Annotated in this window: 9 protein-coding genes; 4 read left to right on the top strand and 5 right to left on the bottom strand. The window is 64.1% G+C overall.

Annotation, left to right across the window (positions count from 1 at the left end; genetic code table 11):
• Nucleotides 1-83 precede the first annotated feature (83 nt).
• Nucleotides 84-2,273: a primosomal protein N' gene (locus WEB61_RS10515; RefSeq protein WP_368064293.1), complete on the bottom strand. Its 2,190-nt coding sequence runs from the start codon at nt 2,271-2,273 to the stop codon at nt 84-86.
• Nucleotides 2,274-2,619: 346 nt separating this feature from the next.
• Here WEB61_RS10515 and fsa point away from each other — a divergent pair, with 346 nt between their 5' ends.
• The 4 genes from fsa (at nt 2,620) to WEB61_RS10495 (ending at nt 5,580) form a co-directional block, all read left to right on the top strand.
• Nucleotides 2,620-3,276, top strand: a complete 657-nt coding sequence (fsa, locus tag WEB61_RS10510) for a fructose-6-phosphate aldolase (RefSeq protein ID WP_368064292.1) — start codon at nt 2,620-2,622, stop codon at nt 3,274-3,276.
• A 62-nt stretch (nt 3,277-3,338) separates the two neighbouring features.
• Nucleotides 3,339-4,079 (top strand): DUF484 family protein, encoded by a 741-nt coding sequence (locus tag WEB61_RS10505; RefSeq protein WP_368064291.1) that lies wholly within the window; start codon nt 3,339-3,341, stop codon nt 4,077-4,079.
• Nucleotides 4,052-5,035, top strand: coding sequence for a tyrosine recombinase XerC (locus WEB61_RS10500; protein ID WP_368064290.1), 984 nt, complete (start codon nt 4,052-4,054; stop codon nt 5,033-5,035). The genes WEB61_RS10505 and WEB61_RS10500 overlap by 28 nt, the downstream gene beginning before the upstream one ends.
• Before the next feature lie 47 nt (nt 5,036-5,082).
• Nucleotides 5,083-5,580, top strand: coding sequence for an MOSC domain-containing protein (locus tag WEB61_RS10495; RefSeq protein ID WP_368064294.1), 498 nt, complete (start codon nt 5,083-5,085; stop codon nt 5,578-5,580).
• Between the two features lie 9 nt (nt 5,581-5,589).
• Here WEB61_RS10495 and lpdA read toward each other — a convergent pair whose 3' ends face one another.
• The 4 genes from lpdA to sucD all read right to left on the bottom strand — a co-directional run bounded on the left by lpdA (nt 5,590) and on the right by sucD (nt 12,550).
• The gene (lpdA, locus tag WEB61_RS10490; protein ID WP_368064289.1) at nt 5,590-6,981 is read right to left on the bottom strand and encodes a dihydrolipoyl dehydrogenase; all 1,392 of its coding nucleotides are present in this window, start codon (nt 6,979-6,981) and stop codon (nt 5,590-5,592) included.
• Between the two features lie 9 nt (nt 6,982-6,990).
• The gene (odhB, locus tag WEB61_RS10485) at nt 6,991-8,217 is read right to left on the bottom strand and encodes a 2-oxoglutarate dehydrogenase complex dihydrolipoyllysine-residue succinyltransferase (protein ID WP_368064288.1); all 1,227 of its coding nucleotides are present in this window, start codon (nt 8,215-8,217) and stop codon (nt 6,991-6,993) included.
• 40 nt (nt 8,218-8,257) lie between these two features.
• Complete coding sequence (locus tag WEB61_RS10480; RefSeq protein ID WP_368064287.1) at nt 8,258-11,452, bottom strand: 2-oxoglutarate dehydrogenase E1 component; 3,195 nt, start codon at nt 11,450-11,452, stop codon at nt 8,258-8,260.
• 222 nt (nt 11,453-11,674) lie between these two features.
• Nucleotides 11,675-12,550, bottom strand: coding sequence for a succinate--CoA ligase subunit alpha (gene sucD, locus WEB61_RS10475; RefSeq protein ID WP_368064286.1), 876 nt, complete (start codon nt 12,548-12,550; stop codon nt 11,675-11,677).
• Between the last annotated feature and the right edge of the window lie 2 nt (nt 12,551-12,552).

Raw genomic sequence — 12,552 nt, 5'->3', positions numbered from 1 at the left:
TGCCTGCGGCATTTTGGGCGCTCTCACGGGCTCACACGAGGCCTGCCGCAGCGTCTGCCTGACGCGGCAGGTAAGGGCCTCTCTTACATGAAGCTGTAGGGGTCGATATCGACCGAGACGCGGACCGCGGTGGGCAGCTTGATCGGCCCGAGCCAGGCCTGCATGAAGGCCTGCACATTGACGTTGCGCCCCGCCTTGACGAGAAAGCGCAGCCGCGTGCGGCCCCTGAGCAGCGCCATCGGCGCGGGCGCCGGCCCCAGCACCGATACCTCCTCGGCCTTCGGCACGCGCCGGGCCATCTCGCGCGCCGTGCGCCGCGCGAGATCGGCATCGGCCGCCGCGACGACGACGCCGACGAGCCGCCCGAAAGGCGGCAGGTGGACGCGCGCCCGCGCTTGCGCTTCGCGATCGAGGAACGTGTCGCGGTCGCCCGACACCAGCGCCCGCATGACGCTGTGGTCGGGCATATATGTCTGCAGCAGCACCCGGCCCGGCCGCTCGGCGCGCCCCGCCCGGCCCGCCACCTGCTGCAGCAACTGGAAAGTGCGCTCGGCGGCGCGCAGATCGCCGTTTTCGAGACCGAGATCGGCATCCACCACCCCCACCAGCGTCAGCCAGGGAAAGTGATGGCCCTTGGCGACAATCTGTGTACCGACGATGATGTCGACCTCACGCGCCTCGATGGCGGCGAAGGCCGCGCGATGCGCCGCCGGCCCGCGCAGATTGTCGGAGGAAATAACGGCGATGCGCGCTTGCGGAAAAAGCGCCGTCACTTCTTCCGCAATGCGCTCGACGCCCGGACCGCAGGCGACCAGCGCGTCTTCCTCGCCGCAGGCAGGGCATGCCGTCGGCACCGGCGCGGTGTAGCCGCAATGATGACAGGCAAGCTCGCGGCGGAAACGATGCTCGACGAGCCAGCTCGAACATTGCGGACATTCGAAACGATGACCGCAAGTGCGGCAGAGCGTCAGCGGCGCATAGCCGCGCCGGTTGAGAAAGAGCATCGCCTGTTCGCCGGCTTCGAGCGCCCGCGTCATTTCGATGACGAGGCGCGGCGACAGCCAGCGCCCGCGCTCCGGCGGATCGCGCCGCATGTCGATCGCTTCGATGCTCGGCATCTCCGCCACCCCGTGCCGCGCCTCGAGACGCAGCCGCCGGTAGCGTCCCTGATCGGCATTGACGACCGTTTCGAGCGAGGGTGTGGCCGAACTCAGCACGATCGGAAACGCACCGAGCGAGGCGCGCACCACGGCCATGTCGCGCGCGTGATAGGGAACGCCGTCTTCCTGTTTGAAGGCGGCTTCGTGTTCTTCGTCGACGATGATGAGGCCGAGTTCGGAAAAGGGCAGGAAGAGCGCCGAGCGCGCGCCGACCACGACGCGCGCGCGCGCCTCGGCGACGCCGCGCCAGACGCGGGCGCGCTCGCGCGTCGAGAGATCGGAATGCCACTCGGCCGGGCGGCAGCCGAAGCGCCCCTCGAAGCGGTCGAGAAATTGTTGCGTCAGCGCAATTTCCGGCAGCAGGATCAGGACCTGGCGCCCGCGCCTGAGCGCCTCGGCGACGGCTTCGAAATAGACTTCGGTCTTGCCCGATCCCGTGACGCCGTCGAGCAGCGTCGCAGAAAAACGATCCTCGGCGACGCGCGCGACAAGTACGGCGGCGGCTTCGGCCTGATCGGGCGCAAGCACCATGCCGACCGTATCCGGTTCGGGCGCGGGGAACGGCGCCTCGGCCGGCATCTCGACGGCAGCAAGCGCGCCGGCCTCGACCAGTCCGCGCACCACGCCGTCGGACACGCCCGCTTCGCCGGCAAGCTCGCGGATGGTGCGGGCAAAGCCGTCGCCGGCCGTTTCGACGACGCGCAGGCGCGCCGGCGTCATGCGCGCCGGCCGCGCGTCGGTGAGCCGGTAGGCGATTCGCAGCCGCGGCGGTTCGAGCGCGCCGGGCGCGCGGATGGCCAGACGCAGGACCGAGCCGCGCGGAGCGAGCGTGTAGCCGGAAATCCAGTCGATGAAACGGCGCAGCGCCTCGGGCATGGGCGGTGCGTCAAGCCGCTCGGCAACGGCTTTGAGCTTTTTCCGGTCGAACCCGCCCGCGGCCGGCCCCCAGACGACGCCGATCAGTTGCTGCGCGCCGAGCGGCACCACAACATAATCACCCGGCGACAGCGTCAATCCCGCCGGCACCGCATAATCATAGGGCTCCGGCAACGCCAGCGGCACCAGAACGGCGACGCTGGCGGCGACGGGGCTTGTGGATATTTCGGAGGCCATACGATTGTTTGGGCGATTGTTCAGGCGATTGCTCGGGCGGGTCCGCGAAAAGCGGGTCAATTCAAAACCGAGGCGACACTGTAACGCCTCATAAAGCAAGCGGCACGACTTGCCTTGCAAGAGGTCGCGCGACGAGGCAAAAGGACATGCCTTCCAGCCGCGACTGGACCGGAGCAGTTTCGCTTTTCTCTGAATCGCTCAACTGCGCCAGGTTTTTTGATTTGTCGCGTTTCCGGACGGCGAACCGCCCCCTTTGTTTTTAAGGAGGCACTTCGCCTGGAAACGCTCTAGACTGTCCGCCGAACCGAGACATCGCGTCCTTCCCTCGCCCGCAGAAGACACACATATGAAATTCTTCGTCGACACCGCCGACATTGCCGACATTCGCGAACTTGCCGATACGGGCCTTCTGGACGGCGTCACGACCAATCCCTCGCTGATCGCCAAATCGGGACGCGACTTCATCGAGGTCGTCACCGAAATCTGCGACGTGGTCGAGGGTCCGGTGAGCGCCGAGGTGACGGCGCTCGACGCGGCCGGCATGATCGCCGAAGGCCGCAAGCTGGCGAAGATCGCGACCAACATCGCGGTCAAGGTGCCGCTGACCTGGGACGGGCTCAAAGCCTGCAAGGTGCTGACCGGCGAGGGCACGATGGTAAACGTAACCTTGTGCTTCTCGGCCAATCAGGCGCTGCTGGCCGCCAAGGCCGGTGCGACCTTCGTCTCGCCCTTCATCGGCCGCCTCGACGACGTCAATATCGACGGCATGGAGCTCATTCACGAGATCCGCACCATTTATGACAATTACCCTGCATTGACGACCGAGATTCTCGCCGCCTCGATTCGCAACGCCAATCATGTCAAGGACGCCGCGATCGCCGGCGCCGACGTTGCCACCGTGCCGCCTTCGGTGCTGAAAGGTCTTGTTCAGCATCCGCTGACCGACAAGGGCATCGAGCTCTTCCTCGCCGACTGGAAAAAAACCGGACAGAAAATTCTCTGACCGCACGAATTAATGCGTCCGCCGAAAGAAACTGGAAACGCTCTCTGGGAGATGCTGAGGCCATGAGCCAGCACAATGACCGACCGGAAGCCCACCGCATCGAAGACGCCCCGCTCGCCATCACGGCAGGCGACGTCACTGCCTATCTGAGGCGGCATCCCGAATTGCTGGCGAACGATCCCGAGCTGATCGCCACGCTCGTGCCACCCTCGCAATCGACCGGCCGCAACGTGCTCGACATGCAGCATTTCATGATCGGCCGGCTGCAGAACCAGGTGCGCATGCTGCGCGACATCCAGTCCGACCTCATCGAGGCCTCGTCGCTGAACAGCTTCGCCCGCGAGCAGGTTCATGCCGCCGCCCTGCGCCTGCTCGACGCGAAGAGCTTCGAGCATTTCATCGAATATGCGACGGGCCCGGACGGCCTTGCCCGCGTACTCGGCGTGCGCGCCGCGACGCTCTGCATCGAGACGACGAACGGCGTGGCCGGCATCGGCATTCGCGGCGTGCGCGTGCTGGAACCGGGCGGCGTCGACCGCATTCTCGGGCCTGTCGAAAACTGCCGCCTTGCCGCCCATGTGCGCGGCAGCCGCGGGCTTTATGGCGGGCTTGCCGAGGACGTCAATTCCGAAGCGCTGGTGCGCCTCGACTTCTCGCCGGCAACCCCGCCGGGCCTGCTGGCGCTGGGCGGCTTCGATCCCGAACAGTTCCATCCCGACCAGGCGGTCGATCTGCTCGAGTTCCTCGCCCGCATCGTCGAGCGCTGCGTGCACCAATGGCTCGACCTGCCGCCCGCGAGGTGACGGGCGCGCCCGCGCCCGACGAGGCCGCGCGGACGATCCCCGCTCAGGACGACGCACGCCGCGAAATCCGCAACTGGTATGCCCATCTGATGGGCGAGCGCCGCGTCAGCGCCGCGACGCTCGTCAATTATCACCGCGACCTGACGCGCTTTTTCGAATTCCTGGTGGATCATCTGGGCGGACCGGCCGACCTGAAGGCGCTGGCAGCACTTGAGCTGCGCGATTTTCGCGCCTTTGTCAGCCATCGCCGGGGCGAGGGCCTGAAAAGCCGCAGCATCGCGCGGACGCTGTCGAGCTTGCGCTCCTTTTACGGTTTTCTCGACCGAACCGGCATTGCCGCCAGCGCGACGCTGAAGGCGCTGCGCTCGCCGAAACTGCCGCACGGCATTCCCAAACCGCTGACAATGAAGGGCGCGGAGACGCTGCTCGACGGCGCGCGCGGCGCCGAAATCGCGCCGTGGAAGGCGGCGCGCGACGTCGCGGTGCTGACGCTGCTTTATGGCTGCGGGCTTCGCATCTCCGAGGCGCTGGGGCTCGATCGCAAGGACGCGCCGCTGAAGGATGTGCTGCGCATCACCGGCAAGGGCAACAAGGAGCGGCTGGTGCCGGTGCTGCCGGCGGCGCGCGAGGCGGTCGAGGCCTATCTGGCGCTTTGTCCGCATGCGCTGGCGCCGGACGATCCGCTTTTCGTCGGCGCGCGGGGCGGACGCCTCGACCAGCGGCAGGTGCGCCAGACCATGATCGATCTCCGGCGCGGCCTCAACCTGCCCGACACGGCGAGCCCGCATGCGCTGCGCCACAGCTTTGCGACGCATCTGCTGGCCGGCGGCGGCGACCTGCGCGCGATCCAGGAACTGCTCGGCCATGCCAGCCTGTCGACGACGCAGGTCTACACCGAAGTCGACCCGGCGCGGCTGCTGGAGATTTACGACAAGGCGAAGGTGAAGCGGGAATGAAAATAGATGGCATCGTGACGGCGGTCAGTGTCAGCGCGACGCATACGATGCAAAAGCCGAATGCCGGGTGCATCAAACTGCTCACTGGCCTCGGCGTCGAGGGCGATGCCCATATGGGAAAGACGGTGAAACACCGCTCCCGCGTCGCGCGCGACCCGTCGCAGCCGAACCTGCGTCAGGTTCACCTGATCCATGCCGAGCTGCTGGACGAGCTGGAGGACAAGGGCTTCAGCGTCGTGCCGGGGCGCATGGGCGAAAACATCACGACGCGGGGGATCGACCTGCTGGCGCTTGCCGCGGGGACGAAGCTTCGGCTGGGAACGAGCGCCATTGTGGAAGTCACCGGATTACGCAATCCCTGTGTGCAGCTCGACGGCATCGAACCCGGTCTGATGAACGCCGTTCTCGATCGCGACGCGCAAGGAAACCTGATCCGCAAGGCCGGCATCATGGGGATCGTCATTGCGGCGGGCGAGGTGAGACCCGGCGACGAAATCCGCATGGAACCGCCACCGGGCGAGCCGGTGCCGCTAAAGCCCGTTTGAGCTTGCGTCTCACATATGGATGGGCAGGCCGGTGACCGCCAGCGCCGCTTCCTTGACCGCTTCCGACATCGTCGGATGCGCGAAACAGATGCGGGCGATGTCTTCCGAGCTTGACGAAAACTCCATCGCGATGGCGGCTTCCGCGATCATCTCGCCGGCATTGACGCCGACAATGTGAACGCCGAGCACGCGATCGGTCTTCTTGTCGGCGAGAATCTTGACGAAGCCTTCGGTCGTCTTGTTGGCCTTGGCGCGGCCATTCGCCGTGAAGGGAAACTTGCCGGCATTGTAATCGATGCCCGCTTCCTTCAGCTGCTCTTCGGTCTTGCCGACCGAGGCGACTTCCGGCGAGGTGTAGACGACGCCCGGAATGACGTCGTAATTGACCGCGCCGTAATGGCCGGCGAGCTGTTCGGCAAGCGCCACACCCTCTTCCATCGCCTTGTGGGCGAGCATCGGACCGGCGACGCAATCGCCGATCGCATAAATGCCGTCGACATTCGTCTTGTAGCCGGCGTCGATTTCGACGCGGCCGCGTTTGTCCGTCTTGACGCCCAGCTTGTCGAGGCCGAGACCGGCGGTATAGGCGACGCGGCCGATCGAAACGAGCACGACATCGGCGTCGAGCGTTTCGGCGTCGCCGCCCTTGGACGGTTCGACCGAAACCTTGAGCCCCGATTTCTGTTTCTCGACCTTCGTCACCTTCGTGCCGAGCTTGAGCGCGAAGCCCTGCTTCTTGAGGATGCGGGTGAAATTCTTGACGACCTCGCCATCCGTACCGGGGAGGATATTGTCGAGGAATTCGACCACCGTCACTTCGGCACCGAGGCGGCCCCAGACCGAGCCGAGCTCGAGGCCGATGACGCCACCGCCGATGACGAGGAGCTTGCCCGGCACCTTTTCAAGCGCGATGGCGCCGGTCGAGGAAACGATGGTCTTTTCGTCGATCTCGATGCCGGGCAGCTGCGCGACATCGGAGCCGGTGGCGATGACGATGTTCTTCGTCTCGAGCGTGCGGTTGCCGGCCTTGACCTTGCCGGGCGCTTCGATGACGCCCTCGCCTTTCACCCATTCGATCTTGTTCTTCTTGAACAGGAATTCGACGCCCTTGGTATTGCCGTCGACCGCTTCGTCCTTGAAGGCGAGCATCTGTTTCAGATTGAGCTTCGGCTTGCCGACATCGATGCCCATGCCCTCGAAGGAATGCCCCGCCTCGTGGAAAAGCTCCGAGGCATGCAAGAGCGCCTTCGACGGAATGCAGCCGATATTGAGGCAGGTGCCGCCGAGGCGGTCGCGCTTCTCGACGACGGCGACCGAAAGGCCGAGCTGCGCCGCCTTGATCGCGCATTCATAGCCGCCCGGCCCGGCGCCGATCACCACAAGGTCGAATGCGTCAGCCATTGATCTACCTCAGAGGTCGAGCAGCAGGCGCTGCGGGTCTTCGAGCGATTCCTTGACGCGCACAAGGAAGGTGACCGCTTCCTTGCCGTCGACGATGCGGTGATCGTAGGAGAGCGCCAGATACATCATCGGGCGGATTTCGATCTTGCCGCCAATCGCCACCGGTCGTTCCTGGATCTTGTGCATGCCGAGCACGCCCGATTGCGGCGCGTTGAGGATCGGCGTCGACATCAGCGAGCCATAGACGCCGCCATTCGAAATCGTGAAGGTGCCGCCCTGCAATTCCTCAAGCTTGAGCTGGCCGTCGCGGGCGCGGCTACCAAGCGCATTGATTTCCTTTTCGATCTCGGCCAGCGACATGTCCTGCGCGTCGCGCACCACCGGCACGACAAGGCCGCGATCGGTGCCAACCGCAACGCCGATATTGTAGTAATTCTTGTAGACCATCTCCTCGCCGTCGATCTCGGCATTGACGGCCGGGATTTCGCGCAGCGCATGGATGCAGGCCTTGACGAAGAAGCCCATGAAGCCGACGCGCACGCCATGCTTCTTCTCGAAGAGATCCTTGTATTGCGACCGCAGCGCCATGACGCTGGTCATGTCCACCTCATTGAAGGTGGTGAGCATGGCCGCCGTGTTCTGCGCTTCCTTGAGACGCGTCGCGATGGTCTTGCGGAGCCGCGTCATCTTCACGCGTTCCTCGCGCGCCGTCTCGTCGCGGGGCGCGCGTGCCTGAACCGGGGCGCTGGCGGGCTTCGCCTTCACGGCCGCCTCGGCGTCTTCCTTGGTGACGCGGCCGCCGCGGCCCGTCCCTTCAACCTTCGAGACGTCGAGATCGTTCTCGGCCGCGACGCGGCGGACCGCCGGCGAGGGCGCGGCATCGGCGGGCTTTGCCGGTGCTTTCGCTTCGGATTTCGGCTCGGGTTTGGGTTCGGCCTTCGGTGCTTCGGCCTTTTTTGGCTCTTCCTTTTTGGCGACAGGCGCGGCGGCCTTGCCCTTGCCTTCGCCAATTTCGCCGAGCAGCGCGCCGACCTCGACCGTCTCGCCGTCCTTGACCATGATTTCACCGAGCACGCCGGATACCGGCGCCGGCACTTCGACCGTCACCTTGTCGGTCTCGAGTTCGACCAGCGGCTCGTCGGCCGTGACCTGATCGCCCGGCTTCTTGAACCACTGCGCGACGGTCGCCTCCGTCACCGATTCGCCCAGCGTGGGCACGCGAATTTCCGTCGCCATTCGTCTCTCGCCTTTCCGAAACCGGAACTGCCCCGAAGCCTCAATCGAGCTTCAGTGCTTCCGAAAGAAACTGATTCAATTCCTGATTGTGCTTGCTGAGGAGGCCCGTGGCCGTCGCCGCCGAGGCCGGCCGCCCGACATAGGAGGCGCGGCGATAGCGCGCGCCGACATGGTCGAGCACCCATTCGATATTGGGCTCCATGAAAAACCAGGCACCCATGTTTTTCGGCTCTTCCTGGCACCAGACGAATTCGGCCTGCGGAAAGCGCGACAGCTCGGTGATCAACGATTTTGCCGGGAAGGGATAAAGCTGCTCGACGCGCATCAGGTAGATGTCGTTGATCTCGCGCCGCTCGCGCTCCTCATAGAGATCGTAATAGACCTTGCCGGTGCACAGAACGACGCGCTTGATCTCCTTGTCGGCCACCAGCTTGATCTTCTGGTCGGGCAGAAGCGCGGCATCGTCCCACAGCACACGGTGGAACGACGAGCCGGGACCGAACTCCTCGATCTTCGAGACGCAGCGCTTGTGACGCAGCAGCGACTTCGGCGTCATCATGATGAGCGGTTTGCGGAACTTGCGATGCATCTGCCGGCGCAGGACATGGAAATAATTCATCGGTGTCGTGCAATTGACGATCTGCATGTTGTCTTCGGCGCAGGACTGCAGAAAGCGCTCGAGGCGCGCTGAGGAATGTTCCGGGCCCTGCCCCTCATAGCCATGCGGCAGCAGCAACACGAGACCCGACATCCTGAGCCATTTGCGCTCGCCCGACGAGATGAACTGATCGATCACGACCTGCGCACCATTGGCGAAATCGCCGAATTGCGCTTCCCACAAGACGAGTGCATTGGGCTCGGCGAGGCTGTAACCATATTCGAAGCCGAGCACGGCCGCTTCCGAGAGCATCGAGTTGATGACCTCGAACTCGGCGTCTTCCGAGATGCTGTTGAGCGGCACATAGCGCTCTTCGGTTTCCTGATCGTTGAGGACCGAATGACGCTGCACGAAGGTGCCGCGCTCGCTGTCCTGCCCCGAGAGACGAACCTTGATGCCTTCCTCCAGAAGCGAGCCGAATGCCAGGGCCTCCGCCGTCGACCAGTCAATCCCCTCGCCGCTTTCGATCGTCTTGCGGCGGTTGTCGAGGAAACGCTGGATCGTCTTGTGAACGTGAAAGCCTTCCGGCACTTCGGTAATCTTGCGGCCGATCTCGCGCAGCGTATCGAGCTCAACTTCCGTTTCACCGCGCCGCGCCTCACCTTCGGCGCGGCCGAAGCCGGACCAGCGCCCATCGAGCCAGTCGGCCTTGTTGGGGCGGAAACTGTTGGACGCCTCGAACTCGCCGTCGAGCTCCTTGCGGAAGGCGGCGAGACGCGCGTCGACATCCTCCCGCGTCATCAGACCTTCGCGCACCAGCCTGTCCGAATAAACCTGCAGCGTCGTCGGGTGGTCCTTGATCTTCTGATACATCAAGGGCTGCGTCATGCTCGGGTCGTCACTTTCGTTGTGACCGAAACGGCGATAGCAGAACATGTCGATGACGACGGGCTTGTTGAAGCGCTGCCGGAACTCGGTGGCGATCTTGGCGGCGTGAACCACCGCTTCCGGATCGTCGCCGTTCACGTGGAAAATCGGCGCCTGCACCATCTTCGCAACGTCGGAGGGATAGGGCGAGGAGCGGCTGTGGATCGGGCTCGTCGTGAAACCAATCTGATTGTTGATGATGAAATGGATCGAGCCGCCGGTGCGGTGCCCCTTGAGGCCGGAAAGGCCGAGACATTCGGCGACGATCCCCTGGCCGGCGAACGCCGCATCGCCGTGAATGAGCAGCGGAATGACCGAACCGCGCTGGCGGTCGTGATGCTGGTCCTGCTTGGCGCGCGCCTTGCCCAGCACCACCGGATCGACAATCTCGAGATGCGACGGATTGGCGGTGAGCGACAAATGCACCTTGTTGCCGTCGAACTCGCGGTCCGACGAGGCGCCGAGATGATATTTGACGTCGCCCGAACCGTCGACGTCTTCGGGATTCGACGAGCCGCCCTTGAATTCGTGGAAGATTGCGCGGTAGGGCTTCGACATCACATTGGCGAGAACGTTGAGACGGCCGCGATGCGCCATGCCGAAAACGATTTCGCGCACGCCCAGCGCACCGCCGCGCTTGATGATCTGTTCAAGCGCCGGGATCATCGCTTCGGCGCCGTCGAGACCGAAGCGCTTGGTGCCGACATATTTGACGCCGCAATATTTCTCGAAGCCTTCGGCCTGGATCATCTTGTCGAGGATTGCCGAGCGTCCCATGTCGGTGAAGGAAATTTCCTTGTCAGGCCCCTCGATGCGTTCCTGTATCCAGGCCTTTTCTTCCGGGTCGCCGATATGCATGAACTCGACGGCGAGCGTGCCGCAATAAGTACGGCGCAGAATGTCGAGCATTTCGCGCACGGTCGCGGTTTCGAGACCGAGCACATTGTCGATGAAGATCGGACGGTCGAGATCGTCTGGTCCGAACCCGTAGCTTTCGGGCTGCAGTTCGGGATGCTGCGACTTCGGGCGCAGGTCGAGCGGATCGATATCGGCATCGAGATGACCGCGAATGCGATAGGCGCGGATCATCATCAGGGCACGGACGGAATCGAGCGTCGCGGCGCGGATTTCGTCCAGACTGGCCGCAGGCGCGCGCTCGGCAATCTTCGCTTTCATGCTGCCGGCGACGAATTCCGGCACATCCCAATTGCCATCGAGCGCGCTGACAAGCTCGCCATTGACGGCAGGCGGCCAGTCGTCGCGCCGCCACGATGCGCCGCGCGCTTCCCGCAACACATCTTCCGGGCTGTCTTCAAGGCCGTCGAAGAATTCGCGCCATTCGGCATCGACCGACTGCGGGTCGTGCTGGTACTTTTCGTAGAGCCCTTCGACAAAAACGGCGTTGGCGCCGTAGAGAAAGGATGTCCGCTCGAAGCGGTCATTCGCGCCGTTGCTGCTCATCGGAACCGATCCATGTGACGAAGGCGCCGCCGCGGAAACCGCGGGCGCCGGGAGAACTGTTTCGCCGGAGAGAAAATCATTGGGCGTCACGGCACCGCCCGTCGCCTTGAGAATGGCGTCGAGCGTCGGCCATTCCGGCCGCCGCTGGCCGTTCATGCAGCGCGTGACCGTGGACACGGAAACACCCAACTGCTCGGCAAAGGCGCTCGCCGTCAGATTGTTGGTTTCAAGCCATTCGGAGAGTTTCATGATCGAAATTTGCCAGAGAGGCAATCCAGCGTCAACGCGATTTGCCTTGTAGGCACATTCTGGAACCAAACCAGATAAGCGCGCAAATCAACCCTGGAGAACCAGAATATAGTAACTCGATGACAAATTAGCAGGCCGGGCCTCAACAAAGGGTTCCAAATGCGCCGCGGGGCTCCCGGAAAACCCGGAAACCCCACGAAAATCGCCGGAAACAGCCGGAAATCAGCCCTTCAGAACTTCGACCAGCGTGGTCCCGAGCGCCGAAGGCGACTTGGCGACGGTGATTCCGGCCGAGCGCATGGCCTCCATCTTGTCTTCCGCGCCGCCCTTGCCGCCGGAAATGATCGCGCCCGCATGGCCCATACGGCGCCCCGGAGGGGCCGTGACGCCGGCGATGAAGCCGACGACCGGCTTCTTGACCTTCGAAGCCTTCAGGAATTCGGCCGCGTCCTCTTCGGCCGAGCCGCCGATTTCGCCGATCATGATGATCGAGGTCGTCGCCGGATCGCCGAGGAACATCTCAAGGCAGTCGATGAAATTGGTGCCGTTGACCGGGTCGCCGCCAATGCCGATACAGGTCGTCTGGCCGAGGCCGGCCGCCGTGGTCTGCGCCACAGCTTCATAAGTGAGTGTGCCCGAACGCGAAACGATGCCGACCGAGCCCGGCTTGTGGATGTGGCCCGGCATGATGCCGATCTTGCACTCGCCGGGCGTGATGACGCCGGGGCAGTTGGGCCCGACGAGGCGCGTCTTCGAGCCCTGCAGCGCGCGCTTCACCTTGACCATATCGAGAACGGGAATGCCTTCGGTGATGCAGACGGCAAGTTCGATGCCGGCATCGATCGCCTCGAGGATCGCATCGGCCGCGAAAGGCGGCGGCACATAGATCGCCGACGCGGTCGCGCCGGTCTTCTCGACTGCCTGCGCCACCGTATCGAAGACCGGAAGGCCGAGATGCGTCGAACCGCCCTTGCCGGGGCTCACGCCGCCGACCATCTTCGTGCCATAGGCGATCGCCTGTTCCGAATGGAACGTACCCTGATTACCGGTAAAGCCCTGGCAGATGACCTTGGTGTTCTTGTCGACGAGAACGGACATTA

The sequence above is a fragment of the Parvibaculum sp. genome, assembly GCF_040882025.1.
GTDB lineage: Bacteria > Pseudomonadota > Alphaproteobacteria > Parvibaculales > Parvibaculaceae > Parvibaculum.
The sequence above is the reverse complement of the archived record's forward strand: the minus strand, read 5'-3'. Positions and strand labels throughout refer to the sequence as shown.